The 24,406-nt window shown below is 72.0% G+C and carries 21 protein-coding genes; 4 read left to right on the top strand and 17 right to left on the bottom strand.

Annotated elements, in window-relative coordinates; all coding sequences use genetic code 11:
• Window positions 1–186 precede the first annotated feature (186 nt).
• The 5 genes from QFW80_RS15960 to QFW80_RS15940 all read right to left on the bottom strand — a co-directional run bounded on the left by QFW80_RS15960 (window position 187) and on the right by QFW80_RS15940 (window position 5,807).
• Window positions 187–1,182 (bottom strand): ABC transporter ATP-binding protein, encoded by a 996-nt coding sequence (locus QFW80_RS15960; protein WP_280602955.1) that lies wholly within the window; start codon window positions 1,180–1,182, stop codon window positions 187–189.
• The gene (locus QFW80_RS15955; RefSeq protein ID WP_280602954.1) at window positions 1,179–2,873 is read right to left on the bottom strand and encodes an ABC transporter permease; all 1,695 of its coding nucleotides are present in this window, start codon (window positions 2,871–2,873) and stop codon (window positions 1,179–1,181) included. The genes QFW80_RS15960 and QFW80_RS15955 overlap by 4 nt, the downstream gene beginning before the upstream one ends.
• 112 nt (window positions 2,874–2,985) lie before the next feature.
• Window positions 2,986–4,071: a Fe(3+) ABC transporter substrate-binding protein gene (locus tag QFW80_RS15950; RefSeq protein ID WP_280602953.1), complete on the bottom strand. Its 1,086-nt coding sequence runs from the start codon at window positions 4,069–4,071 to the stop codon at window positions 2,986–2,988.
• 107 nt (window positions 4,072–4,178) lie between these two features.
• Window positions 4,179–5,219 carry a tRNA preQ1(34) S-adenosylmethionine ribosyltransferase-isomerase QueA gene (queA, locus tag QFW80_RS15945; RefSeq protein WP_280602952.1) on the bottom strand — a complete coding sequence of 347 codons (1,041 nt, stop codon included), beginning with the start codon at window positions 5,217–5,219 and terminating at the stop codon, window positions 4,179–4,181.
• A 156-nt stretch (window positions 5,220–5,375) separates the two neighbouring features.
• On the bottom strand, window positions 5,376–5,807 hold the full coding sequence (locus QFW80_RS15940) for an Lrp/AsnC family transcriptional regulator (RefSeq protein ID WP_280602951.1): 432 nt from the start codon (window positions 5,805–5,807) through the stop codon (window positions 5,376–5,378).
• Window positions 5,808–5,992: 185 nt separating this feature from the next.
• Between QFW80_RS15940 and QFW80_RS15935 the strand changes: the two genes are divergently transcribed.
• Window positions 5,993–7,489 (top strand): aminotransferase class III-fold pyridoxal phosphate-dependent enzyme, encoded by a 1,497-nt coding sequence (locus QFW80_RS15935; RefSeq protein ID WP_280602950.1) that lies wholly within the window; start codon window positions 5,993–5,995, stop codon window positions 7,487–7,489.
• 48 nt (window positions 7,490–7,537) lie between these two features.
• Here the strand turns inward: QFW80_RS15935 and QFW80_RS15930 are convergent, their stop codons facing one another.
• The 3 genes from QFW80_RS15930 to QFW80_RS15920 all read right to left on the bottom strand — a co-directional run bounded on the left by QFW80_RS15930 (window position 7,538) and on the right by QFW80_RS15920 (window position 10,781).
• Window positions 7,538–8,140, bottom strand: a complete 603-nt coding sequence (locus QFW80_RS15930) for an inorganic diphosphatase (RefSeq protein WP_280603081.1) — start codon at window positions 8,138–8,140, stop codon at window positions 7,538–7,540.
• A gap of 89 nt (window positions 8,141–8,229) precedes the next feature.
• Window positions 8,230–9,621: a purple acid phosphatase family protein gene (locus QFW80_RS15925; protein WP_280602949.1), complete on the bottom strand. Its 1,392-nt coding sequence runs from the start codon at window positions 9,619–9,621 to the stop codon at window positions 8,230–8,232.
• Window positions 9,609–10,781 carry a phytase gene (locus tag QFW80_RS15920; RefSeq protein ID WP_280602948.1) on the bottom strand — a complete coding sequence of 391 codons (1,173 nt, stop codon included), beginning with the start codon at window positions 10,779–10,781 and terminating at the stop codon, window positions 9,609–9,611. The genes QFW80_RS15925 and QFW80_RS15920 overlap by 13 nt, the downstream gene beginning before the upstream one ends.
• A 178-nt stretch (window positions 10,782–10,959) precedes the next feature.
• Here QFW80_RS15920 and QFW80_RS15915 point away from each other — a divergent pair, with 178 nt between their 5' ends.
• Together QFW80_RS15915 and upp are read left to right on the top strand one after the other, a co-directional pair.
• Window positions 10,960–13,290 (top strand): TonB-dependent receptor plug domain-containing protein, encoded by a 2,331-nt coding sequence (locus QFW80_RS15915; RefSeq protein WP_280602947.1) that lies wholly within the window; start codon window positions 10,960–10,962, stop codon window positions 13,288–13,290.
• Between the two features lie 810 nt (window positions 13,291–14,100).
• Window positions 14,101–14,733, top strand: a complete 633-nt coding sequence (upp, locus tag QFW80_RS15910; protein ID WP_280602946.1) for a uracil phosphoribosyltransferase — start codon at window positions 14,101–14,103, stop codon at window positions 14,731–14,733.
• A gap of 22 nt (window positions 14,734–14,755) precedes the next feature.
• Here the strand turns inward: upp and QFW80_RS15905 are convergent, their stop codons facing one another.
• A complete protein-coding gene (locus QFW80_RS15905) occupies window positions 14,756–16,534 on the bottom strand; it encodes a glycoside hydrolase family 9 protein (protein WP_425603601.1) in 1,779 nt (592 codons plus the stop codon).
• A 417-nt stretch (window positions 16,535–16,951) separates the two neighbouring features.
• Between QFW80_RS15905 and QFW80_RS15900 the strand changes: the two genes are divergently transcribed.
• The gene (locus QFW80_RS15900) at window positions 16,952–17,332 is read left to right on the top strand and encodes a helix-turn-helix transcriptional regulator (RefSeq protein ID WP_280602944.1); all 381 of its coding nucleotides are present in this window, start codon (window positions 16,952–16,954) and stop codon (window positions 17,330–17,332) included.
• A gap of 30 nt (window positions 17,333–17,362) precedes the next feature.
• On the opposite strand, the gene QFW80_RS15895 is transcribed toward QFW80_RS15900, so the two are convergent.
• The 8 genes from QFW80_RS15895 to QFW80_RS15860 all read right to left on the bottom strand — a co-directional run bounded on the left by QFW80_RS15895 (window position 17,363) and on the right by QFW80_RS15860 (window position 24,402).
• Window positions 17,363–17,764 carry an MAPEG family protein gene (locus tag QFW80_RS15895; protein WP_280602943.1) on the bottom strand — a complete coding sequence of 134 codons (402 nt, stop codon included), beginning with the start codon at window positions 17,762–17,764 and terminating at the stop codon, window positions 17,363–17,365.
• On the bottom strand, window positions 17,761–18,666 hold the full coding sequence (locus tag QFW80_RS15890; protein ID WP_280602942.1) for an MBL fold metallo-hydrolase: 906 nt from the start codon (window positions 18,664–18,666) through the stop codon (window positions 17,761–17,763). Before QFW80_RS15890 ends, QFW80_RS15895 begins: the two co-directional genes overlap by 4 nt.
• A 58-nt stretch (window positions 18,667–18,724) precedes the next feature.
• Window positions 18,725–20,467, bottom strand: a complete 1,743-nt coding sequence (ggt, locus tag QFW80_RS15885) for a gamma-glutamyltransferase (protein ID WP_425603589.1) — start codon at window positions 20,465–20,467, stop codon at window positions 18,725–18,727.
• Window positions 20,464–20,718, bottom strand: a complete 255-nt coding sequence (locus QFW80_RS15880; RefSeq protein WP_280580416.1) for a YfhL family 4Fe-4S dicluster ferredoxin — start codon at window positions 20,716–20,718, stop codon at window positions 20,464–20,466. Before QFW80_RS15880 ends, ggt begins: the two co-directional genes overlap by 4 nt.
• Window positions 20,719–20,967: 249 nt before the next feature.
• The gene (locus QFW80_RS15875) at window positions 20,968–21,447 is read right to left on the bottom strand and encodes a hypothetical protein (RefSeq protein WP_280602941.1); all 480 of its coding nucleotides are present in this window, start codon (window positions 21,445–21,447) and stop codon (window positions 20,968–20,970) included.
• Window positions 21,448–21,485: 38 nt separating this feature from the next.
• Window positions 21,486–21,989: a pantetheine-phosphate adenylyltransferase gene (coaD, locus tag QFW80_RS15870; protein ID WP_280602940.1), complete on the bottom strand. Its 504-nt coding sequence runs from the start codon at window positions 21,987–21,989 to the stop codon at window positions 21,486–21,488.
• A gap of 65 nt (window positions 21,990–22,054) precedes the next feature.
• The gene (rsmD, locus tag QFW80_RS15865) at window positions 22,055–22,615 is read right to left on the bottom strand and encodes a 16S rRNA (guanine(966)-N(2))-methyltransferase RsmD (protein WP_280602939.1); all 561 of its coding nucleotides are present in this window, start codon (window positions 22,613–22,615) and stop codon (window positions 22,055–22,057) included.
• Window positions 22,612–24,402: a DUF885 domain-containing protein gene (locus QFW80_RS15860; protein WP_280602938.1), complete on the bottom strand. Its 1,791-nt coding sequence runs from the start codon at window positions 24,400–24,402 to the stop codon at window positions 22,612–22,614. The genes rsmD and QFW80_RS15860 overlap by 4 nt, the downstream gene beginning before the upstream one ends.
• Between the last annotated feature and the right edge of the window lie 4 nt (window positions 24,403–24,406).

The following is a 24,406-nucleotide window of genomic DNA, read 5'->3' as shown; positions in this document are numbered from 1 at the left end:
CACCACGCGGGCTTCGGCGCCCCATGAACCGTCGTCCGCACGGGGCACGGTGCCGCGTCCGCGCGGCATTGTAGGACGGTCGGCGACACGCGAACCCGGGAACGCCTGGCGCGGAGCGCCGCCCGGCGCCCGGCACACGGCGAGTCCGGACGACGCGGGCTGAGGGCGGACGGCTGACGGGGGCCGCTACGGGAACCGCACCAGGCCCGCCTTCGACAGCCGCAGCGCCAGCACGGTGCCCGGCGTCGGCACCAGCTCCGCCGGCAGGTCGATCTCCACCACCTCCCCGCCCGGCAGTCGCAGCAGCGCCACGCGGCCCGGGCCCCGGAACGTCACGGTCACGACCTCGCCGCGCAGCGCCCCCGCCGGGTCCGGCACCAGCCGGTCCGGCCGCACCAGCACCCGGCCGCCTTCGGCAAGCCCCAGCGCGCTCCCGGCGACCACGCTGCCGCGGCCGATGAAGCCGGCGACGATGGCGTCGGCTGGCTGCGCGTACAGCGTCTGCGCGTCCGCCCACTGCAGGATCCGCCCCGCGTCCATCACCCCGATCGCGTCGGCGATCGCGAACGCCTCGGCCTGGTCGTGGGTGACCAGCAGCGCGGTGGTCCCGGTGGCGCGCAGGATCGCGCGCAGTTCGGCCGCCAGGTGTTCGCGGGTGTCGATGTCGAGGTTGGAGAACGGCTCGTCGAGCAGCAGCAGGCGCGGCGACGGCGCCAGCGCGCGCGCCAGCGCCACGCGCTGCTGCTGGCCGCCCGACAGTTCGTGCGGCCACGCATCCGCGCGGTCCTCCAGGCCGACCAGCGCCAGCACCTCGCCGATGCGCGCACGCCGCTGCGCGCGCGTGCGACCGGCGAGCCCGAAACCGACGTTGCCGGCCACGTCCAGGTGCGGGAACAGCGCGTAGTCCTGGAACATCATGCCGATGCCGCGCTGCTCCGCCGGCACCATAGCGTATGGGCGCGACAGCTCGCGACCGGCCAGCACCACGCGGCCCGCGCGCAGCGGCTCGAAGCCGGCCACCGCGCGCATCACCGTGGTCTTGCCGCAGCCCGAGGCGCCGAGCAGGCAGCCGATCGCGCCGCGCTCCAGCGCCAGCGACAGACCATCGACCACCACCCGCTCGCCTCCCGGCGCCGGGTAGCTCACGCGCAGGTCCTCCAGAGCGAGCAGCGGCGCGGTCACCGCGGCACCTCGCGCCCGTAGCGCAGGCCGGTGCGCGCGAGCAGGATCACCGGCAGCAGCCCGGCGAGCACGATCAGCAGCGCCGCGATCGCGCCGTCCTCGTAGGCCCCGCGCGCAGCGTCGGCATAGAGCCAGGTGGCGAGCGTCTCGAAGTTGAGCGGCCGCAGCAGCAACGTGGCCGGCAGTTCCTTCATGGTGTCCACGAACACCAGCAGCGCTGCTGCGGCCAGCGCCGGCCGCAGCAGCGGCAGGTGCACGCGCACCAGCACCCGCCGCGGCGCGGCGCCCAGGCTGCGCGCGGCCTGGTCGAGCGCGGGCGCGATGCGCGCGAAGCCGGCCTCGACCCCGCCGGCGGCGATCACCAGGAACCGCAGCACGTACGCGAGCACCAGGGCGCCGACCGATCCCATCAGCAGCATCCGCGGCTCCTGCCCGGCCGCGCGGAGCAGCACGTTCGCCGCATCGTCGAACCAGGCCAGCGGTAGTAGCAGGCCGATCGCCAGCACGGTGCCCGGCAACGCGTAGCCCAGGCCACCGACGCGCAGCGCCGCGGTGGCGACGACGGTGCGCCGGCGCGCCTGCGCGAGCCGCAGCGTCCAGGCCAGCACCAGCCCGGCGGCGAGCGTGAGCGCCGTCGCGAGTCCGGCCACGCGCACCGTATTCCAGGCGCTGCGCCAGAGCATCGGCGATCCCCCGCCACCGTCGGCCAGGCGCTGGAGACTTTCGATCGCGAGATAGGCGAAGGGCGCCAGGAACCCCAGCAGCACCGGCAGCGCGCCCAGCGCCAGCGCGCCCCAGCGCGCCAGGCCGCGCAGCGCCAGCGGCTGCATCGGCCGCGGGCGGATCGTCGCGGCATAGCGCTCGCTCCGGCGCCCATGGCGCTCCAGCGCCAGGAGCGCCACCACCAGCACCAGCATCGACAGCGCGATCTGCGCCGCGCCTGGCAGGTCGCTGCGGGTGATCCAGGTGGTGTAGACCGAGACGGTGAGCGTCTGCACGCCGAGGAATTCCGAAGCGCCGATGTCGCCCAGCGTTTCCAGCAGCGCCAGCGCCGCGCCCACCGCGATCGCCGGGCGCGCCAGCGGCAGCGCGACCCGGGTGAACAGGGCCGCGCGACCGGCGCCGAGCGAACGCGCCGCGTCCAGCAGCCCGGCGGCCTGGGTCATGAACATCGCCCGGGTGGTGATGTACACGTACGGGTACAGCACCAGCCCCAGCAGCACGATGCAGCCGGCGAGGCCGCGGATGTCGGGCAACCGGAAATCGCGCGGGCTGTCGACGCCCAGCAGCGTGCGCACGCCCGACTGCAGCGGACCGAGCGGATGCAGCAGGTCGAGATAGGCGTAGGCGACGATGTAGGTCGGCACCGCCAGCGGCAGCAGCAGCGCCCAGGCCAGGATGCCGCGCCCCGGGAACTCGTACGCGGTCACCAGCCATGCGCTGCCGGTGCCGATCGCGACCGTCAGCGCGCCGACGCCGAGCAGCAGCCACAGTGTGTTGCGCGCGGCCTGCGGCAGCACGTGGGCCGCCACGTGCGGCCAGGCATCGCTGCCCTGCACCGCGGTCCACGCCAGCGCCAGCAGCGGCAACAGCGCGATGGCGGCAATGCCGCACGCGGACAGCAGCCAGCCGTCCGGCCGCCGTCGCAGAGGCATCGCGCCCACCGGCAGGGGCGGCGCGGCAGCGTTCATGGCCGGCCCGTCCGGCGGATCCGACGCGGCGCCGGGCCGCGGGTCATGCGTGACACGGCCGTCTCGCGCGACCGCGGCCCAGCGCGCGGGTTGGAGATCGCGCAAGCCGCATTCAGTTGTCGAACCCGATCCGATCGACCAGTTCGCTCGCCTCGCGGCGGTGCCGTGCGATGTCCGCCAGCGGCAGCGCATCCACGCGCATCTCCCCGAAGCTGGCGACCACCGGATCCAGTTCGACGCCGGCCTTGACCGGATACTCGTAGTTCGCGCGGGCGTACAGGCTCTGCGCCTCGTCGGAGACCAGGTATTCGAGAAGCGCGACGGCGTGGTCGCGGTTGGGCGCGTGCGCGGCCACGGCGGCGCCGCTGATGTTGACGTGGGTGCCGCCGCCCTCGACGCTGGCGAAGATGGGCCGGATGACCTTGATCGCTTCGCCCCACTGGTGCTGCTCGCTGCCCGGCTCGGCGTTCTTCATGCGGCCCACGTAGTAGGCGTTGGCGATGCCGATCTCGCAGATGCCGGCCAGGATGTCGCGCGCCACGTCGCGGTCGCCGCCGGCGGCCTTGCGCGCCAGGTTCGCCTTGACCCCGCGCAGCCACGCTTCGGTGGCCTCGACGCCGCGGTGGGCGATCATCGCCGCGATCAGGCTGGTGTTGTACGGGTGCTGGCCCGAGCGGATGCACACCTTGCCCTTCCACAGCGGGTCGGCGAGCTCCTCGTAGCTGAAAGCCTCCAGCGCGAGGTCCTTGTCGGCGTACAGCACGCGGTCGCGCAGCGACAGCGCGAACCACTCGCCGCCGGGGCCGCGCAGGTGCGCAGGGATCGCCTCGGCCAGCACGGCCGACTGCACCGGCTGGGTGATGCCGGCATCGACCAGGTCGAGCAGGTTGCCGGTGTCGACCGTCATCAGCACGTCCGCCGGCGAACGCTCGCCTTCGGCGCGCACGCGCTCGAGCAGGCCGTCGCGCACGAACACCGTGTTGACGCGGGTGCCGGTGCGCTGGGTGAAGGCGTCCAGCAGCGGCTGGATCAGGCCGGGCTCGCGGGTGGTGTAAAGGTTGACTTCGCCGGGCGCGGACCCGGCCCGGGCGCTGGTCTCGTCCCCTGTGTCCGGGGCGGGCGCGCCGCCACAGGCGGCGAGCAGCAGGGCCGCGGCGGGCAGCGTGAACAGGCGGGCGATTCGGGAGTGCAGGCGCATGGGCGTTCCTCTGGATCGGGGGTGGCGGCGCAGCCACGACCACCCCGGCACGATGGCGGAATGAGAATTGTACTCATTTGGCGCCGACGCCCGCCAGCGCTGGCGGATCAGCCGGCGCCGGCCTGCCGCGGAAACAGCAGCATCGCGTCGCCGTAGGAGAAGAACCGGTAGCGCGCCTGCACCGCGTGCGCATACGCGCCCAGGATCCGCTCGCGTCCGGCGAAGGCGGACACCAGCATCAGCAGGGTCGACTCGGGCAGGTGGAAGTTGGTCAGCAGGGCGTCGACGCTGCGGATGCGGTAGCCGGGGAAGATGAAGATCCGGGTCTCGCCTGCGAGCGGTTGCAGCTCCCCGTCGCGCATCGCGCTCTCCAGCGCCCGGACCACGGTCGTGCCCACCGCCACCACGCGTCCGCCCGCCTCGCGCGTGCGCCGTACCTGGGCCACGAGTTCGGCGCCCACGTTCAGCCATTCGCTGTGCATGTGGTGCGCGCGCACATCGTCCTCGCGCACCGGCTGGAACGTGCCCGCGCCCACGTGCAGGGTGACGTGGCCGAAGGCGATCCCGCGCGCACGCAGGTCCGCCAGCAGCGCGTCGTCGAAATGCAGCCCCGCGGTCGGGGCCGCCACCGCGCCCACTTCGCGCGCGAACACGGTCTGGTAGCGCTCGGCATCGTCGCGCCCGGGCTCGCGGCGGATATAGGGCGGCAGCGGCAGGCGCCCGGCCTCCAGCAGCCAGGCCTCGAGCGCGCCCTCGACCTCGAACCGCAGGTGGTAGAACTCGCCCTCGCGCCCGAGCACCTCGGCCGTGCCGCCGGCGTCGAGCGCGATCCGGCCGCCGGCCTTCGGCGGCTTGCTGGCGCCGACCTGCGCGCGCGCCTCGTTGTTGGCGAGCAGGCGCTCGATCAGGATCTCCACCCGCCCGCCGGTGGCTTTCTGCCCGAACAGGCGCGCGGGGATCACCCGGGTGTCGTTGAACACCAGCAGGTCGCCCGGACGCAGCCAGTCGCCGAGCCCGCGCACATGCGCATCGACCAGCGGCGCATCGTCCGGCGGCACCACCAGCATCCGGCTCGCGGAGCGCTCGGGCAGCGGTTCCTGCGCGATCAGTTCGGACGGAAGGTGGTAGTGGAAGTCGGATTTCTTCATCGGCCAATTGTAGGTGCCGCGGCGATGGCGGCAGACGGTGGCGGCGGCCGGAACGCCACGGCGACGCCGGCGCCGGCGTTGCGGCACGTGCAGGCGGACGGCGCCCTGCCCGCCTGCTATGGACAGGCGCCGCCACGCTGTCCCGCAGTCGGGGGCCTAGCGTTCGAACTTGGTCGACAGGATCACCGCCGAGGTGGTGCGTTCCACGCCCGGCACCGCGCCGATGCGATCGGTCAGGTCGTCCATGTCGGCCACGCCGGGCACCACGCCCATCGCGACCAGGTCGTGCGCGCCGCTCACCGAATGCAGGCTGCGCACCTCGGGCATGGCGTGCAGCGCCTCCACCACCGCGGGCATCTGCTTGGGCAGCACGGTGATCAGGATGTGGGCGCGGACGTGGCCGCGCTCGACCTCCTCGTTCACGCGCACGGTGTAGCCGCGGATCACGTCCTCGCGCTCGAGCCGGTCGATCCGGCTCTGCACCGTGGTGCGCGACAGGCCGAGCCGGCGCGCGATCTCGGCGGTCGAGGCGCGGGCGTTCTCGCGCAGGGCGGACAGCAGCTGGGCGTCGGCCGGGGTGATCTTCATGAAATGCGCAAACCTTTCGTCGATTCGACGAAATCGTACTGGAAATTGCGCAGATCGACCCTGTCTTGTGCCGACAGGATCGAGATAATAGGCACTTCGCCGGGCGCGCAATGCCTCCGGCGCCACCCATGCGACCCGCGCCCGCCGCCCCGGGTCACGGGTCCTCCGACCGCAGGAGACGCCCGATGCCCCTGACCGACGCCCTCGCCCCGCTGCGCGCCCATGGCGGCCAGCGCCGCACCGCCGGACTCGACGACGCCACCATCGAGCGCATGGCCGCCACCCACCCGGAGCTGCGCCAGGCGATCGACGCCGCGGCGGCAGAGTACGCGCGCCTGCGCGAGGATGCCGCCGACCTGCTCGACCTCGACGAGGCCGCGCAGATCGAGGCGGTGCAGGCCGGCTACGTGAACTTCTACGCCACCGACGCGGTGAACCCCTACGTGGCGCTGACCGCGCGCGGGCCGTGGATCGTGACCCTGAAGGGCGCAGTGGTCCACGATTCGGGCGGCTACGGCATGCTCGGCTTCGGCCATGCGCCGCCGGCGGTGCTCGAAGCGATGGCGCGGCCGCAGGCGATGGCCAACGTGATGACGCCGAACCTCTCGCAGCTGCGTTTCGACCGCGCGCTGCGGCGCGAGATCGGCCATACCCGCGGCGGCTGCCCGTTCGCGCGCTTCCTGTGCCTGAACTCGGGTTCGGAAGCCGTAGGACTCGCGGCGCGCATCGCCGACGTCAACACCCTGCAGATGACCGACCCCGGCGGCCGCCATGCCGGCGCCAAGGTCAAGCGCATCGTGGTCAAGGGCAGCTTCCACGGCCGCACCGAGCGCCCGGCGCTGTATTCGGACTCGACGCGCAAGACCTACCAGCGGCACCTGGCCAGCTTCCGCGGCGAGGATTCGCTGATCGCGGTCGAGCCCTACGACGCCGACGCGCTGCGCCGCGCGTTCGCCGAGGCCGAGGCCAACGGCTGGTTCGTCGAGGCGGTGTTCCTGGAACCGGTGATGGGCGAAGGCGATCCCGGCCGCGCCCTGCCGCGCGCGTTCTACGACGTGGCGCGCGAACTCACCCGCGCGCACGGCTCGCTGCTGCTGGTGGACTCGATCCAGGCCGGCCTGCGCGCGCACGGCGTGCTGTCGATCGTCGACTACCCGGGGTTCGAAGGCTGCGAGCCGCCGGACATGGAAACCTATTCCAAGGCGCTCAACGCCGGCCAGTACCCGCTGTCGGTGCTGGCGGTGACCGAAGCGACCGCGGCGCTCTACCGCAGCGGCGTGTACGGCAACACCATGACCACCAACCCGCGCGCGCTGGACGTGGCCTGCGTGGTGCTGGAGGCGATCACGCCCGGACTGCGCGAGAACATCCGCACGCGCGGCCGCGAGGCGGTGGCGCGGCTGGAAGCGCTGAAGGCCGAACTCGGCGGCCTGATCACGAAGGTCCAGGGCACCGGCCTGCTGTTCTCGTGCGAACTCGCGCCGCAGTTCAAGTGCTACGGCGCCGGCTCGACCGAGGAGTGGCTGCGCGAGCACGGCATCGGCGTGATCCACGGCGGCGCCAACTCGCTGCGCTTCACCCCGCGCTTCGAGACCACGGCCGACGAACTGGAGCTGCTGGTCTCGATGGTGGGCAAGGCGCTGCGCGAAGGGCCGCGCCAGTCGACGGCGCAGGCGGCCTGACGGAGCGAGCCACCGGCAACGCCACGCGCACCGCGCTTGACGGGCCGGTCAGGGCGGGGCGGCGTCCCGCGCCGCGAAACGCGCGATCGCCTCGCGCAGCAGCGCCCGGGCTTCGGCCGCGTCGCCGAAGCCCGACAGCTGCACCGGGTTCGTACTGTTGCCCGTGTCCTTGTAGAGGCGGAAGAACGCTTCGATGCGCGCGCGCTCGGTGGCCGGTACGTCGTCGATGTCGCGGATGTCGGCGTAGGCGGCATCCACCGCGTCGACCGGCACGCCGATGATCTTCTCGTCGCGTTCGCCGGCGTCGACCATGCGCAACACGCCGATCGGGCGGAAACGGACCAGCACCCCCGGCGGGAGCGGCGTGCGCGTGAGCACCAGCGCGTCGAGCGGATCGCCGTCGCCGGCCAGCGTGCGCGGCAGTGAACCGTAGTTGGCCGGATAGGCGACCGGCATCGGCAGGAAGCGGTCGACGAATACCAGGCCGTCGCTGCCGATCTCGTACTTGATCGCGCCGCCGGCGGGGATCTCCACCGCCATCACCGCGGACGCCGGCACCTCATCCGGCTGCGCGGCCAGGAACGGGTGGCGCACCTGGGCCTCGGGCGGCGGTTTCGCGATCGCCGCCAGCGGCAGCGCCAGCGCCAGCAGCGCGCACGCGAGTGCCGCGGAACGACGCGCGTGCGTGCGTCCCGCAGCGGGACGACGGCGGCACCGCCGGGCATTCCAGCGCACGGCGTTCACTCCCAGCAGCGGTCGCTGCGTCCCTTGAGCGTCCGGGCACGCGAACACAGGCGCTGGTCGATGCGCCCGTCCGCCTGTTCGACCAGCCGACGCCCTCCGCGCGGCCCCGCCAGCTCGAACGCGTCGTACAGGCGCCCGGTCGCCGTGCGCGCCTCGTAGCGCAGGCGGTCGCCGTCGACACGGATGACCTGGAACAGCTGGGTGTCCTCGGCCACCGGCGCCATCGTGTCGCGCGCGCCGGGCGAAAGCCGGTACTGCTTGGCGCCCGTCACCGAGACGGCGAATACCGGCAACCGCCCGCCCTCGTCGAGGCGGCGGCCGTAGACGTGGTCGTGTCCCTGCAGCACCAGGTCCACGCCATGGCGCCGGATCACCGGCAGCAGGTACTCGCGCAGTTCGGCATTGTCGCGCCCGGCGCGCGGCGAATAGAACGGCTGGTGGATCATGACGATGCTCCAGCGCCGGGGACTGCCGGCGAGCACGCCGTCAAGCCAGCGCGCCTGCGCCTGCGCGGTGCCGAGGTCCAGCGCCGAGGTGCCGTCGAGCACCGCGATGCGCACGTCGTGGTAGTCGAACCAGTACGTGGTGCGCTCCGCGCCCCGCGCGCCGTTGCCAGGCAGCGCGAACTGCAGCGGCCAGTGCGCACCCAGCACGCGACGCTCGCGCGGGGTGTCCTCGAACTCCTCGAAATGCTCGTGGTTGCCCGCCGCAGGCGCCACCGCCATCGAGGTCGGCAGCGCGCCAGTGGCTTCGAACCACTCGCCCCACTCGGTGTCGTCCTCGCCATCGCCGCCGCTCACCAGGTCGCCGGCGAACAGCGCAAGCCGCGCATCGGGCGCGTGCCGCATCGCTTCGCGCACCACGCGCGTGGTCAGGCTCACGTTCTTGTTCTGGGTGTCGCCGAAGTAGAGCAGGGTCAGCGGCGCGTCAGCGGCCGCCGCGGTACGGGTGTGGTGCCAGGCGCTCCAGGTGCCCCCGCCCTGCACGCGCCAGGCGTACAGGGTGTCGGCACGCAGGCCGTCGACCTGGGCCAGGTGGTGGTGCGCGGCGCCGTTCTCGGTGCGCAGTTCGCGCATCGTCGAGGCGATCCGGCGCGGCTGGCCCATGTCCGGCGAATCACCCGCTTGGACGATCTCGAGCAGCGGCGCCTGCACCGACGCATCGGTGCGCCAGGCGAACGCAAGGCCTTCGCCCGCGTCCTGCAGCGGCGAGGCGACGATGCGGTCGGGAAACACCGACGGCCGGTACAGGTGCACGCCGGCAGGCACGCGCGTATTCGGTTCGGGCGTGCGCGCATCCTCGCGCGCGGCCGACGGTGCCGCGGCAGCCGCCGCGAGCAGCGCGGCCGCCAGCAGCGCCCCACTCCTGCGCGTGATTAGCGCGCGCATGCGGGGAGCTTCAGCGCAGCGGCGATGTCGCGCCAGTCGAACGCCGCAACCGCCTCGTCCAGGTGCGAGGCGTAGAACACGCCCTCGGGGAACCGCGCGTCACCGCGCGCGTCCAGCCAGACGCCATCGGTCAGCCCGGTCACCTTGCCGGCGAACGAGCCCACGTGCGTCAGGCGGGTGCGGTCGAAGAGGTGGAACACGGTGCGGTCGGCGAACTGGTCGCTCGCCACCCACCAACCGCTGCCGTCCGCACACTGCATCAGGGCGATGCCCTCGGCCTGGGCCACGTACTGGCCGGCGCCGACGTCGCGCCCGCGATAACGGCCCTGCAGGTCGTACTCGCGCAGGCGGGTGCCGGTGGGCACGTCTTCCTCGGCCACCAGCAGGCGGTCGTTCGCGGCGTCGCCGAACAGCGATTCGGGCACGCGGATCGCGCCGGCCGCGGTGGTGTCGCCGAAGGTTCCGGTCTCGCGCGCGCGCCAGGCGCCGTCGCGCTCCTCGACCTGGTAGCGGCGGAACCGCTGGTCCAGGCGCGCCAGCGGCGGCACGATGTCCTCGCCCTGCGCGTCCTCGCCGTCCATGTAGGCATCGCTCACCAGCACTTCGTAGCCGCCGTCGTGTGGGCGCACCCACAGGCCGTAGGGCTGGCGCAGCCCGTCCTGGCCGAACGAGACCAGCGGCTCGAGTGCCGGCAACGAGAACGCCTGCACGCGCCGGTTGTCGCGCTCGACCACGAACAGCACCCGGTCGTCGATGGTCGCCACGCCGTTCGGCCGGCGCAGCTGGCCGGGGCCGTCGCCGGTGCCGCCGATCGCGCGCAGGCGCTTACCGGTGGCGCCGTCGTACACCACCAGCTGGTCGGTCGCCTTGGCGGTGGCCACCAGCATGCGGCGGCCGCCCTCGATCCAGCTGGCCGGCGAATCGATGTTGTCGTCGGGCGTGGATACGGTGACGAAGGCTTCGCCCACCACCACGTGCGGCACGTCGTGGTCGCGCAGCAGGACATCGTCGTCCTCGTACTCGTCCGGTTCGCGGTCGGCTGCGGCCGTCGGGGTCGCGGATGCGTCGGCGGCAGGCGCGCCGGCGCGGGGCGAAGTCGTACACGCGGCAAGGGACAGGAGCGCGAGCGCCAGCGGCACGCTGCGGAAGTCGATGGTCATGGAAGCCTTCGGAACGGTCTGCATGTGGCGGTGGATCGTATGAAGCAAATGTGACATTCCCGAGACGGGATTGCGCGCGTCGCGCCGCTGAAACGGTGACGTGGCCGCGGAGCTGTCATCGCAGCGACATATGGCGGGGTGAAAGTTTTGTTCATTTCCCACCCCGCAGACCCCACACATGACACGTCACGCACTGGCCATCGGCCTGTCACGCGCTCTCGCCTGCGCCCTGCTGCTGCCGGCCGGCGTCGCGCTCGCCGCGCCCGACACCACCACCGATGCCGCGACTGCGATCGCAGGCGATCCCAAGGACCTCGACGCGGTGGTCGTGCAGGGCGAGATCGCCTACCGCAACCGCACCGACGACACCGCGCCGGTGCTCAGCTACGACCTGGAATATTTCCAGCGCTTCGAACCCAACACCGTCGGCGACATGGTCAAGCGGCTACCCGGCGCGGCCTTCGTCGGCTCGGACATCGGCGAGTACGACGGGGTGCAGCTGCGCGGCCTGGGCGGCGGCTACACCCAGGTGCTGATCAACGGCAAGCAGGTGCCGGGTGCCGGCGACGACCGCTCGTTCTGGGTCGACCGCATCCCCGCCGAGATGGTGGACCGGATCGAGATCCTGCGCAGCAACAGCGCCAACCGCTCCGGCGACGCGATGGCCGGCGCGATCAACATCGTCCTGCGCGATGCCTACGCGTTCGACGGCAGCTACCTGCGCGTGGGCGTGAACCGCGCCTTCGACGGCGAGGTGAACCCGACCTTCGGCGCGGTCACCAGCGGCGAGGCGCTGGGCGGGCGCGTGCTGGCGGGAGTCAATGTGCAGGACCGCTACCGGGCCAAGAACAAGCGCTCCGACCGCTTCTCCGACCCGTCGATGGACGAGCTGGTCAGCTTCGAGGACCAGGTCGAGGTCAAGGACGGCCGCGACTATTCCGGCAACGTGTCCTACACCGTCGACGTGGGCGAGACCGGGCGCCTGGGCGTCGACGGCTTCTACGTCAAGACCGACCGCGACATCACCGAGGTCTCGTTCGAGGAGGAGTACGACGACGGCGAAGTGATCACCGCCGACGTGCCCGGCCGCTCGACAGTCGACCAGAGGAACTGGGGGCTGGGCGTGGAATACCGCTTCGACATGGCCGGCGGCACCACCGAGCTCGGCGTCGACCACGCGCGCTTCGAGGACGACAGCGTCGAAAGCGAGGAGTCGTACGCCTACGTCGACGGCGAGTGGGACGAAGCCGAAGGCGAGTCGCTCGCGATCGACGCCAAGGATGCCGAGACCCGCTTCGAGATCGCCCACAAGCGCGATCTGGGCGCCGCGACGGAGATGGAATTCGGCATCGACTATCGCCGCAAGGAGCGCGACATCGACCACACCTTCTACGAATGGGAGGCCGAGTCCGAGGGCGATCCGGTGGTCTACGAAATCGACGGCACGGTCGAGAGCGTGATCGAGGAGACCCGGCTCGATCCCTACCTGATGTTCTCGGGCCGGGCGGGCGTGCTGGCGTGGGAAGCGGGCCTGCGCCTGGAGACCACCGAGTCGGAGATCCGTTACGTGGAGGACGGCGAGAGCGAAGGCGAATCGCGCAAGGACTACGACGAGCTGCTGCCCTCGCTGCACCTGAAGTGGGACCTCACCGATGCCGACCGGCTGAGCCTGTCGCTGGCGCGCAGCGTGAAGCGCCCGAACTTCAACGAACTGGTGCCGGCGCTGCTGGACGGCGAGTTCGGCGACAACGACTACATCGGCAATCCGCAGCTCGACGCGGAGACCGCGAACGGGCTGGACTTCGGCTACGAGCGCCGCCTGGGCCGCCGCGGCGTGTTCGGCGTCAACCTGTTCTACCGCGACGTGTCCGACCTGATCGAGCTGGTCAACACCGGCGCGCCGAGCGAGGAAGCGGTCGCCACGTGGGAGGAACTGGCGGAGGACGGCGAGTACGCCAGCATCGAGGAGGCGATGGCCGCCGAGCCGGCCGACAGCTTCGTGTTCTCCTCCGGCAACGTCGGCGACGGCAAGGTGTACGGGGTCGAGTTCGACCTGTCCACGCCGTTGACCGCATTCGGCATGGAGCACACCGGCGTGTTCATGAACTACGCATGGGTGAAGTCGAAGGTGGACGACTTCCTCGGCGAGCGCCGCTTCAACGACCAGGCGCGCTCGACCTTCAACGTCGGCTTCATCCAGGACCTGCCCACGGTCGATGCGAGCTTCGGCCTGTCCTACCGCAAGCAGGGCGACGCCTACACGCGCATCCTGGCCGAGGAGGTGACGATCCGCTACGGCGCCGACCTGGAGGCGTTCGTGGAGAAGCGCTTCGGCGACAGCGTCTCGGTGCGCCTGTCGGCCTCGAACCTGCTCGACGCGTCCAAGGACGAGTTCTTCCACAAGTTCGACACCCTCGGCGACCAGATCGACCGCGACTACGACGAGTACGAACTGGAAACCGAGGACGCCGGCCCCAGCTACCAGCTGGTCATGCGCTGGGCGTTCTGACGCGGTCGCGGGGGCATCGGGGCGGATCGATCCGCCCCGAACCTCCCGCGCGTCGCCCGGGCAAGCGAAGCGCACCCGGGGCAGGGCCAGGTCGATCGACTCCGGTTCCGCGCACCCGGCTCCGAAACCTTCTTCAGCGCCCATGCCCGACGCGGCACATCCGTGTGCCGCTTGCGCGGTCCCCGCCCGGCGCGCTGCTGCGTGGCGGCTTCACATCACGTCGCTTCGCATCTGTGCGACCGCGTCGCGCTGGCAAGTCCAGAGCGGCCTGCATTCCCAGCGAGTAGCCCGGGTAAGCGAAGCGCACCCGGGAAGGGGACCGGTTTGATCGACAATCGCTCCGGGTGCCCGTTCCGGAACATTTCAACGCCTTTTGCGGCGTCACTACGCGTCTCCGGAAGGCCGCAGCGGATCGAGAGGGTGCATCCGCTTCCCCAAGCAGCGTCACCTCAAGGAAGCGTCGCGTGACCGGTGACGCGGAGGCGCGCCTTGGCGACCGGGGGTCGCGTCGAGCGCGCCATGGATGGCGCGCGCCCGAGTCGGGGCAGGAAGCCCCGACCGAGGGAAGAGCGACCCCCGGTCGACAGAGCGCGCCGTCCACCCGAGGCCCCGATCTCGGCATCGCTCCTGAAACGACGTTGTGCCGGACGCGCCGTCCAGCGGAAGCCCCCACCGTCGTTCGAGCAGCGCTGGCGCTGGCCTGCGCCGCCAGATACCCGATCGCAGTGGATGGGTTCACGAGACGCACGCTTTTGTCCAGGCGCATCGATTGATGCAGACTGCCCGCAGCCGTTCCCCGCTACCGCCGCCATGAAAACCGTCGAAGTCCAGCACCCGCTCGTCCAGCACAAGATCGGCCTGCTGCGCGACGCCTCGCTCAGCACCAAGGCCTTCCGCGAACTGGTGACCGAACTCGGCACCCTGCTGGCGTACGAGGCGACCGCCGACCTCGAGACCGAACCCGCGACGATGCCGGGCTGGGCCGGCGAGGTCGCCGTGCGCCGAATCGCCGGCGCCAAGATCACCCTGGTGCCGATCCTGCGTGCGGGCCTGGGCATGCTGCCCGGCGTGCTGGCGCTGATCCCGGCGGCGAAGGTGAGCGTGGTCGGGCTGCAGCGCGACGAACAGACCCTGCAGCCGGTGCCCTACTTCGAGCGGCTCACCGGCCGGCTCGACGAGCGCGACGCACTGATCCTCGACCCGATGCTGGCGACCGGCGGCACCCTGATCGCGACCATCGGGATGCTCAAGCGCGCCGGCGCGCGGCGCATCAAGGGCATCTTCCTGGTGGCCGCGCCGGAAGGCCTGCGCGCGCTCGAGGCGGCGCATCCGGACGTGGAGGTCTACACCGCCGCCATCGACGAACGCCTCAACGAGAAAGGCTACATCCTGCCCGGCCTGGGCGACGCCGGCGACCGCATCTTCGGCACCCGGCTGGACTGAGCCTCCGCCGTGAGGCGTCGCCCTACTCCGCCGGCGTCAGCGCCTGGATCGCCGCCGCGACGTACACCAGCGGCGCGTTCCAGTTGATCGCGATCTCGTTGCTGGCGTAGCTGCAGTCGTGGTCGATCCACGACAGCGCCGGCAGCGTCGACGGATAGCCGCCGGCCGGGGCGCACTCCTCGCGGTCCTGCTGGCGCGGATTCGGCCCGCCCGACAGCAGCCCGGGCACCGGTGCGTCGATGCCGTCGGCCTGCGATGGACAATGGTGGATGCGCATCGGCGTCCGCGCGCCGTGCCCGGTCACGAACGACACGCCCAGCGGATTGCGCCCCAGCACGTAGTCGAGCTGCGATTGCGCGGCGTCGAGGTACGTCCGTTCGCCGGACAGGCGATACCCCTGCACCAGCATCAGCGCCTGGTTCAGCGCCTGTGCGCTGCTGCCCCAGACGAAATCCTCCGGCTGCATCGCGATGCGCCAGGCCGAATCGCGCGCCTGCGACGCCAGCCGCGCGGCCAGGGCGTCGATCGCCGCCTCCACCCGCGCGCGCGTCGCGTCGTCGGGCAGACGCTCGCGATGGCGCGCCAGCGCGCCCCAGCCCAGCGCGCCGACGCTCGCCCAGGACGGCACGTCCGGGTCGCGCGCATGGCGGTCGAACGCGCGCAGGTAGCCCGCATCGCCGGTCAGCACGAACAGCTCGGCCGCGGCCCAGGCGAACTCGTCGTCGAACGCCTGGTCGCCATAGGCGCCGGTGACCACGTCGTCGGGCTGGCGATAGACCGCGTCCGGATGCGCCTGCGCCCAGCGCCAAGCGTGTTCCGCCGCTTCGCGCATCCGCGCCGCCACGCCGGGGAACTGCGGTTCGAACCCGGCGTACACGCGCGCGGCCTGCGCCATCACCGCGGCGAAGTCGAGCGTGGCCGCCGTGCCCTTCTGCACCACGTAGCGCCGCTCGCGCGCGGCGTCGGGCATCACCGCGCCGTCGAAGCGCAGGTTGGTGAGCTTGTGATAGACGCCGCCGTCGGCGGGGTCCTGCATCGCCAGTATCCAGCGCAGGTTCCACCAGGCTTCGTCGAGCAGGTCGGGCACCGCATTGCCGCTTTCGGGAATGCCGATGTTGCGGCCGCGGAAGAAGTCCGGGAAGTCCTCCCAGGCCGCCAGCAGGGTGTGCATGGTGATGCCCGAGTTCACCACGTACTTGTTGTAGTCGCCGGCGTCGTACCAGCCGCCCGGCGCGGAGATCGTGCTGCCGGCCGGCCGGCCCGGCGAGGCCGCCGACGGATGGATCTCGACCTCGGTGTCGGGATGGCCCGCCGCGCGCGCGTACGGCCCGGCGTGTTCCGGCGCCAGCGCGGTGCCGGCGCGATTGAAGTAGAAGCCCTTGAGCGCGGCATCGGACAGGGCGGCATACGCGTCGGGACCCACCGCGAACGGCTCCGGTGCCTCGACGCCGTCCACCCGCAGCCGGTAGCGGCCGGCCGCGAGCGCGCCGAGGTCGGCCACGGACGCGCGGCGTCCGGCAGGCGCCCATTCGGCGGCCGGTGACAGCCTCCCTGCCCGGGCCACCGAGCCGTCCCCATCGCGCAGCACCTCGAACCGGCCGCCGTCCACGCTTTCGACCAGCGCGAGCTTGGCCGAACCGGGGAGAAAGCCGAGCTGGTTGACGCGGATGGCGGGCGGGGACGTCGCGACAGCGGCGCCGGCGGCGTCAGCGGCGTCAGCGGCCGCGGCCAGGGTACCCGGCGGCACGGCGACCAGGAGCATCAGTGGAAGCGCGAGGGTGCGGAGCGAGGCGGTGGGCATCATGCCCCGATCCTCGGGGCATCCGGCGCCACGTGCAAGCGGAGCCGGACGCATGTCGGGAGGGACCCGACGGGGGGAAGGACCGGTCCGGTTGGGCCGACGGAGACCGTCGGCCCAACCAAACCTGCGCTAGCTTCCAGCTTTTCCCTGCGGAGTTGCTCCTATGGCGTCCATCCTTGGAGCCGACGCGACCACACGGGAGCAAACTTGGCCCATGGCCACCGCCCACGCAATGGGTCGGGGGACCCAAAGCGCGTCAGTATCGCTGACGTGTTCAAAATATGTATTGCAGTCTCAGTGGCTTGCCAAATATTGACAACGATGGTGGACAAGCGTTGTCAATATCTCTGACCAGTCAGTATTGCTGTAGTATCGGCCCGTCACGCGGGCGGGCGCCCGCGCCGCAGGAGCCAGCCGATGAAGCTCAGTACCCGCATCCGCACCGCGCGCGTGCGCGCCGGCATGTCGCAGGCGGACCTGGCCACCGCGCTGGGGGTCAGCCGCAGCGCCGTGGGCAACTGGGAAAGCGCCAAGGGGCGCGTGTTTCCGTCCACCGAGCGCCTGTCGGAGCTGGCCCTCGCCACCAGCGTGTCCTACGAGTGGCTCGCCACCGGCCGCGGCACGCCGCAGGCGCCGAGCGACGGCATCCCCGCCGCGGACGCGGAGTTCGTGGACGATCCGGTGGAGCGTCGCCTGCTGGAGGGTTTCCGCGCCTGCAGCGAGCAGTTCCGGCAGGCGATCCTGACGGTGGTGGAGGCCCAGTCTCCCCAGCGGCCGCGGCGCCAGCGCCCGGGCTAAGACCCGCGCCTGCCGGCACGCGCCCCCGGGTCAGAGCGTATACACCACCAGAAAGCGCCACAGCCCCGCCAGCGCCATCGCCAGCAGCACCAGGAAGGTCAGCAGGGTGCCGGCGAAGCGGCCGAACGAGTAGCCCGGCGACCGGCCGAGCCCGACCGCATGCAGCACCCGCGCCAGCAGCAGCGCCACGCCGCAGGTCCACAGCAGCGCGGCGGGCATCGCCGAGAGTTCCAGCAGCGCCAGCATCAGCAGCGCCAGCGGCACGTACTCGGCGAAGTTGCCGTGCACCCGCACGCGCAGGGCCATGGCCGCATCGCCACCGGTGCCGACCCCGATCCGGCTCGCGCGCCGGTGCAGGACCACCCGCAGGGCCAGCACCACGTACAGCAGCACGTGCAGCGACGCGACCAGCAGGGTGATGCGCGGCATCATGGCGCTCCCCCTGCCCCGCCCAGCGCCCGCGCCGCCAGCCGGGCGACGGGATGGATCGCGGTGAAGCGGCCCTTCTCGTCGCGCGCGAGCTGCACCAGCGACGTCTCCGGATCATGGGTCAGGAAAAGATGGACCTCGCGCACCAGCATGTCCTCCAGCAAGGCCTGCTTCTCGTCGACCAGCAGTTCGGGGCAGCGGTCGAAGCCCATGGTGATCGGCACGTGCACCCACGGCAACCCGGGCACGAGGTCGGCGCAGAACACCACGCCGCCGTGCGGCCGCCCCTCGCGCAGGTCGGGCCCGAGGATCTCGGCCAGCATCATCCCCGGCGTGTGGCCGTCGCTGTAGTGGAAGCGCACCGCGTCGCCGAGCGCGGGCGTGCGGTCGCCGTCGACGAATTCGAGCCGGCCGCTGGCTTCCAGCAAACCCGGCAGTTCCGGGATGAAGCTGGCGCGGTCGCGCGGATGCGGCTGGCAGGCGCGCTGCCAGTGGCGGCGGCCGACGACGAAGGTCGCGTTCGGGAACAGCAGGCGCGGCGGCGTGTCGCGCTGCCACGGCGCCAGCAGGCCGCCGGCATGGTCGAAGTGCAGGTGGCTGAGCACCACCACGTCGACGTCGGTGTGCTCCACGCCCGCCGCGCGCAGCGAGTCGAGCAGGACGTGGCCTTCCTCCGCCACGCCGAAGCGTTCGCGCATGCGCGGATCGAAGAAGGCGCCGATGCCGGTCTCGAACAGCACCGTGCGGCCGTTGAGCGGCGTGGCCAGCAGCCCGCGCGTGGCCAGGCGGATGCGGTTGGCGGCGTCGGGCTCGGCCCAGCGCGTCCACAGCGCGCGCGGCGCGTTGCCGAACATCGAACCCCCGTCGAGCCGCTGCGAGTTGCCTTCGATCGACCAGAGCTTCATGGCGGTCCTCCTTGCGGCGGGGAGATGGCAGGTCGCGGCGGCCCCGCGGCCGTCGTCGTCAGCGCGCCGGCGCGGCCACCGCCTGCACCGCCGCCTTGCCCACGGGATTGCGCGGGTCGCTGCCGCCGTGGAGGGTATTGTCCCCCAGGCGCCATTCGACCGTCTGCAGGTTGCCCCAGACGTGGCTCGAGCCGCGTCCGCCCTCGGCCTCGTCGCCCGGCAGACGCACGGTGTGGCCGAGCGCGCGCAGCGCCTGCGCGACCTGCGGCGTGAACGCGCCGCTCTCGGCGTCGATCCGGTCCGGCATCCACTGGTGGTGGTAGCGCGGCAGCGCGGCGACGCCCTGCGCGTCCAGCCCGGCGTCGTAGCCGAGGATGCCCAGCAGCACCATGGTGATGATGCGCGTGCCCCCCGGCGTGCCCAGCACCACCGCGCGGTCGGGCGACTGCATGAAGGTCGGCGTCATCGAGCTGAGCATGCGCTTGCCCGGTTCCGGCGCATTGGCGTCGTACCCCATCACGCCGAAGGCGTTGGGCGTGCCGGGCTTGAGCGCGAAATCGTCCATCTCGTTGTTGAGCAGCACGCCGGTGCCCGGCGGCACCAGGCCCGAGCCGAACAGCAGGTTCACGGTCTGGGTGACGGCGGCGCGGTTTCCTTCCGCGTCGATGATCGAGAAGTGGGTGGTCTCCTCGTCCTCCAGCGGCGTGGGCTCGCCCGAGAGCAGGTCGCTCGGCGTGGCCTTCGCCGGATTGATGGTGGCGCGCAGGCCGGCGGCGTAGTCGGGGCTGGTGAGCAGGCGCTGCGGCACCTGCACGAAGTCGGGGTCGCCGAGGTAGAAGGTGCGGTCGCGGAACGCGCGCCGCATCGACTCGGTCACCAGGTGCACGCGCAGCGGCTCGTCGAGCGCGGGCAGGTCCCAGGCGGACAGGATCTGCAGCATCTGCGCCAGCGCGATGCCGCCCGACGAGGGCGGCGGCGCGGTGGTGATGTCCCACTCGTTGTAGCGGAAGCGGATCGGCTCGCGCTCCTTCACCGTGTAGGCGGCCAACTCGTCGGCGGTCCACTGCCCGCCTTCGGCATTCACGCCCGCGACCAGCTTCGCGCCGACCTCGCCGCGGTAGAAGCCGTCGAAACCCTTCTCCGCGAGCAGTTCCAGCGTGCGCGCCAGGTCCGGCTGGCGGAACACGTCGCCGTCCTTCGGCGCCGCGCCACCGGCCAGGAACACCGCGCGCGTGCCGGGGTAGCGCTCCATCACCTCGCGACGCTGCGCGTAGCCGCGCGAGAACCGCTCGTAGACGGGGAAACCTTGGCGGGCGATGCGGATCGCCGGCGCCAGCGAGGTCGCCAGCGGCAGCCGTCCGTACTCGCCAGCCACGTGCACGAACGCCGCGGGCAGCCCGGGAATGCCCGCGGCCCAGGGACCGTTGACCGCGCGGTCGCGGTCGAACTCGCCGTCGGCGGTGAGGTAGCGCGCCTGGGTGGCGGCGGCCGGCGACATCTCGCGCGCGTCGATGAAGACGTCCTTGCCGGTCTTGGCCTCGTGCAGCAGGAAGAAGCCGCCGCCGCCGAGGCCCGACGAGATCGGTTCGACCACCGACAGCACCGCGGAGACGGCGACCGCGGCGTCGAAGGCGTTGCCGCCGGCGCGCAGGGTCTCGAACCCGGCGTCGGTGGCGAGCGCATGGGCCGAGGCGATCGCCGCGCCCGGCGGTCGCGCGTCGGGCGCGGCCGTGTCGCGCGCCCACAGCGGCGCGACGAACAGCAGGCAGGCGAACAGCATCAGCGGGCGGGAACGGGTCATGCGGACTCCTGCTGCAGGCGGCGCAGCTTGGCGAGCAGTTGCGGTTCGGTCTCGGGATGGTCGGGATCCGGGTCGATGCATTCGACCGGGCACACCACCACGCACTGCGGTTCGTCGAAGTGGCCGACGCATTCGGTGCACAGCGCCGGATCGATGACGTAGATCGTCTCGCCCTGCGCGATGGCCCGGTTCGGGCAGACCGGCTCGCAGACGTCGCAGTTGACGCAGAGCTCGTTGATCTTCAGCGACATGCACGCATTGTAAGCGCTGCGCCGCCGCGGCCCCGTTCCATGCGCGGAACGCAGGCGCGTGCGCCGGCGGGCGGCTCGGACCTGTGCCGCTGCGGGTGCGGGCGCGCGGGCCCGGAAGGCGGCTGCACCGGGCTGTCGTGCCGGCAGCGATGCCGCAAGGCCGCCGGGGGTTCCGGGGCCGGATCTCCCGCCTGTGCCGGGGTGGCGCGTCCGGCAGCCACGCCCGCTGAGCGGGCGTGGCCGGTCAGGTCACTTGGCTTCGGCGAAGACGTATTCGACGCCGGCCGGCTCGACCGCGGCGCGGACGCGCTCGCTGTTGGCCTGATCGCCGATGTAGACCACGCGCACGCCCTTCATCGTGTTCGGGGTGACCTGCTCGAACGCGGCGACCACCAGGTCGGCGGTCTTGGTCGGATCCAGGCCGGCGTAGGCCAGGATGTTGCCCTTCACGATGCCGCGGGCCACGTCCATCTTGGCCTTGTCGAGCAGGCGGTTGTATTCCTCCGGGTCGGTCGCATTGGCGGGCACGCGGTACACGTAGGGCTGGTTGGTGATGCCATCCATGTGGCGCGGCACCTGGTCGCTCAGGTAGGCCTGCCACGCGGCCTTGTCGTCGGTGGTGGGGGCAGCGACCGGGGCCGCCTCGACCGGAGCGGCCTCTTCCTTCTTGCACGCCGCCAGCGGCAGCACCAGGCACGCGGCCAGCGCCAGGGTGTTCATGAGTTTCATCGTGGGACTCCGTGGGTCAGTGTGTGGGGTGGACGGTATCAGCCGGCGTCGCGCTGCCACTCGGCCTGCAGGGCATCGGCCACGGCGGCCGGGACGAACCCGGACACGTCGCCGCCCAGCCGCGAGATCTCGCGCACCAGCGACGAGGAAATGAAGCCGTACTGCTCGGCGGGCGTCAGGAACAGGGTTTCCACCTCGGGGATCAGGTGCCGGTTCATGCTCGCCATCTGGAACTCGTACTCGAAGTCCGACACCGCGCGCAGGCCGCGCAGCAGGATGCCGCCGCCCACCTCGCGGACGAAATTCGCCAGCAGCGAATCGAAGCCGCACACCTCGACGTTGGGATGCCGCGCCAGCGCCTCGCGCGCCAGCCGCACGCGCAGTTCGAGCGGCAGCGTCGGACGCTTGGACGGGCTCGCGGCCACGCCGAGCACCAGCCGCTCGAACAGGGGCGCGGCGCGGTCGACGAGGTCGACGTGGCCGTTGGTGATCGGGTCGAAGGTACCGGGATAGACCGCGGTGCGGTTGCGGGCCTGGCTCATGGCGTGGGCGGTGGCGCAGTCGGGTCCTGAATCGCGTGGAGTGTAGCAGCGCGGCGGGCGCAGGTTCAGTCGCCGCGCCGGTACAGGGCGTGGCGCGTCTCGCGCGTGGTTCCGTCGCGGTGCAGGCGCCAGTCCGCAGGGGGCGTCATGCTGCGCCGCAGCGGAGCTTCGACATACAGCCACGCGCGGTTGGAGACCCACGGATCGAGCTGCGCGAGCGCCGCATCCCACAGGCCGGCATCGAACGGCGGGTCGACGAAGACGATGTCGAACCGTCCATGCAGCGGCGCGCGCAGGAACGCGAGCGCATCGGCCTGCACCACGGTCGCGGCGTCGCCACCGTCCAGCCGCCGCGCGGTATCGCGCAGCGCCTCGCACAGGCGCGGATCGCGTTCGACCAGCAACGCCTCGCGCGCGCCGCGCGACAGCGCCTCGAAGCCGAGCGCGCCGCTGCCGGCGAACAGGTCCAGCACGCGCGCACCCGGCAGCTCCGGCTGCAGCCAGTTGAACAGGGTCTCGCGGGTGCGGTCGGAGGTCGGCCGCAGGCCCTGCGCGTCGGCGACCGGCAAGCGCGTGCCGCGCCAGCGACCGCCGATGATGCGCACGTTGCCCGCGGGCCTGCTCACGGCGCGAGCGCGGCCTTCTGTGCGGCGATGAACGCGCGCACCTCCGCCTCCAGCACCGGCAGCGGCACCGAGCCCAGCGCCAGCACCATGTCGTGGAACGGGCGCTGGTCGAAGCGGGTGCCCAGTTCGCGCTCGGCCTCCGCGCGGAGCTCGCGCAGCGTGCGGTAGCCCAGGTAGTAGGACAGCGCCTGCCCCGGCCAGGAGATGTAGCGGTCGACCTCGGTCTCCACGTCGTGGCGCGCGAGCGCGGTGTGGCTGGCGAGGTAGTCGATCGCCTGCTCGCGGCTCCAGCCGTATTCGTGCAGGCCGGTGTCGATCACCAGCCGCGCCGCGCGCCACATCTCGAAGGTCAGGCGGCCGAAATCCTCGTACGGCGTCTCGTAGATGCCCATCGAGGTGCCGAGCCATTCGGTGTACAGGCCCCAGCCCTCGCCGTAGCCGGAGAAGTAGGTCTGCTGGCGGAAATCCGGGCGCGCGGGCGCCTCCAGCGCCAGCGCGGCCTGGAAGCTGTGTCCGGGCGCGCATTCGTGCACCACCAGCGCCGGCAGGTTGTACAGCGGGCGCGACGGCAGGTCGTAGGTGTTGAACAGGCAGGCGTCCAGGCCGCCGCGGCCGGAGGTGTAGATCGGCGCGATGTCGTCGGGCACCGGGATGATGGTGAAGCGGTAGCGCGGCAGGGTGTTGAACGCGTGCTTGAGCTGGCCGTCGACCTTCTTCGCCACGTAGGCCGCGCTCGCCAGCAGCTCGCGCGGGGTGCGCGCGTAGAACCGTGGATCGGTGCGCAGGAACTGCAGGAACTCCTCGAAACTGCCCTCGAAGCCGGCGCGCGCCATCACCTCGCGCATCTCTGCCGAGATGCGCTCGACCTCGGCCAGGCCGACGGCGTGGATCTCGCGCGGGTCCATGTCGCGGGTGACGTATTCGCGGACCTGCGATCGGTAGAACGCGCGCCCGTCGGGCAGGTCGCTGGCGGCGATCGTGGTGCGCGTGCGCGGCAGGTAGTCCTCGCGCAGGAAAGCCAGCAGCTTCGTGTAGGCAGGCACCAGCCGCTCGAGCACCAGCCGGCGGCCTTCCTCGCGCAGCTGGCTGCGGCGCGGTTCGGGCACCGATGCGGGGATCGCGTCGAAGGTCACCAGGAACGGGTTGCCCGCGTCGGTGCGGGTATAGGGCTCGAGCGTGCGGTCGCGGCCCTCGATGCTCGCGCGCGGCACACTCCAGCCGCGGTCCAGGCCGCGCTCCATGTTCGCGATCTGCTGGTCGAAGTACGTGGGCACGTCGCGCAGGCGCCCGAGCAGGCGCTCCCACTCGCCTTCGCGCGCGTAGGGCTGGCTCGGGTTGAAGTAGCCCCAGAAGAACGAGTCGCTGTTGAAGGGCGCTTCCCAAGTGCGCCACTCGGTCGACGCGTGGTCGGCCTCGACCATCGCGCGGAACACCGCGGCGTTCACCCGCTCGCCGGGCGACAGCTGCGCCACGTCGATCGCATCGAGCTCGGCGAGGACCTGCGTCCAGTAGGCGACGCGGCGCTCCCAGTCCTCGGCCGCGACCGAGGGCAGCCGCGAGGAGGCCTGCCAGCGGCCGTCGATCTTCTCCTGCGCGAACTCCTGCTGGCGCCACGCCCACTCGCGCTCGTACAGCGCGCGCAGCGCGAGGTCGGCCGCGGTCGGCGCGTCCGCGCCGGCATGCGCGGCGACGGGCGCAGGCGACTGCGGGATGGCGGCCTGCGCACCCGCCAGCTGCGGCGCGAGCGCGATCAGGGCGGCGATCGAAAGCGTGGAGCGAAGCGGCATCGGG

Origin of the sequence: Luteimonas rhizosphaericola, assembly GCF_029888045.1 — a bacterium.
Lineage (GTDB): Bacteria > Pseudomonadota > Gammaproteobacteria > Xanthomonadales > Xanthomonadaceae > Luteimonas > Luteimonas rhizosphaericola.
This window is presented reverse-complemented; position numbering and strand designations above follow the sequence as displayed.

Excerpts from the sequence above, each read along its gene's own strand:
- QFW80_RS15900 (WP_280602944.1), top strand. The coding sequence starts at position 16,952 with ATGAAGCTCAGTACCCGCATCCGCACCGCGCGCGTGCGCGCCGGCATG.
- QFW80_RS15875 (WP_280602941.1), bottom strand. The coding sequence starts at position 21,447 with ATGAAACTCATGAACACCCTGGCGCTGGCCGCGTGCCTGGTGCTGCCG.
- upp (WP_280602946.1), top strand. The coding sequence starts at position 14,101 with ATGAAAACCGTCGAAGTCCAGCACCCGCTCGTCCAGCACAAGATCGGC.
- QFW80_RS15950 (WP_280602953.1), bottom strand. The coding sequence starts at position 4,071 with ATGCGCCTGCACTCCCGAATCGCCCGCCTGTTCACGCTGCCCGCCGCG.
- QFW80_RS15915 (WP_280602947.1), top strand. The coding sequence starts at position 10,960 with ATGACACGTCACGCACTGGCCATCGGCCTGTCACGCGCTCTCGCCTGC.
- QFW80_RS15880 (WP_280580416.1), bottom strand. The coding sequence starts at position 20,718 with ATGTCGCTGAAGATCAACGAGCTCTGCGTCAACTGCGACGTCTGCGAG.
- QFW80_RS15890 (WP_280602942.1), bottom strand. The coding sequence starts at position 18,666 with ATGAAGCTCTGGTCGATCGAAGGCAACTCGCAGCGGCTCGACGGGGGT.
- queA (WP_280602952.1), bottom strand. The coding sequence starts at position 5,219 with ATGAAGAAATCCGACTTCCACTACCACCTTCCGTCCGAACTGATCGCG.
- QFW80_RS15955 (WP_280602954.1), bottom strand. The coding sequence starts at position 2,873 with ATGAACGCTGCCGCGCCGCCCCTGCCGGTGGGCGCGATGCCTCTGCGA.
- QFW80_RS15920 (WP_280602948.1), bottom strand. The coding sequence starts at position 10,781 with ATGACCATCGACTTCCGCAGCGTGCCGCTGGCGCTCGCGCTCCTGTCC.
- QFW80_RS15940 (WP_280602951.1), bottom strand. The coding sequence starts at position 5,807 with ATGAAGATCACCCCGGCCGACGCCCAGCTGCTGTCCGCCCTGCGCGAG.
- ggt (WP_425603589.1), bottom strand. The coding sequence starts at position 20,467 with ATGACCCGTTCCCGCCCGCTGATGCTGTTCGCCTGCCTGCTGTTCGTC.
- QFW80_RS15905 (WP_425603601.1), bottom strand. The coding sequence starts at position 16,534 with ATGCCCACCGCCTCGCTCCGCACCCTCGCGCTTCCACTGATGCTCCTG.
- QFW80_RS15895 (WP_280602943.1), bottom strand. The coding sequence starts at position 17,764 with ATGATGCCGCGCATCACCCTGCTGGTCGCGTCGCTGCACGTGCTGCTG.
- coaD (WP_280602940.1), bottom strand. The coding sequence starts at position 21,989 with ATGAGCCAGGCCCGCAACCGCACCGCGGTCTATCCCGGTACCTTCGAC.
- QFW80_RS15935 (WP_280602950.1), top strand. The coding sequence starts at position 5,993 with ATGCCCCTGACCGACGCCCTCGCCCCGCTGCGCGCCCATGGCGGCCAG.
- QFW80_RS15860 (WP_280602938.1), bottom strand. The coding sequence starts at position 24,402 with ATGCCGCTTCGCTCCACGCTTTCGATCGCCGCCCTGATCGCGCTCGCG.
- QFW80_RS15925 (WP_280602949.1), bottom strand. The coding sequence starts at position 9,621 with ATGCGCGCGCTAATCACGCGCAGGAGTGGGGCGCTGCTGGCGGCCGCG.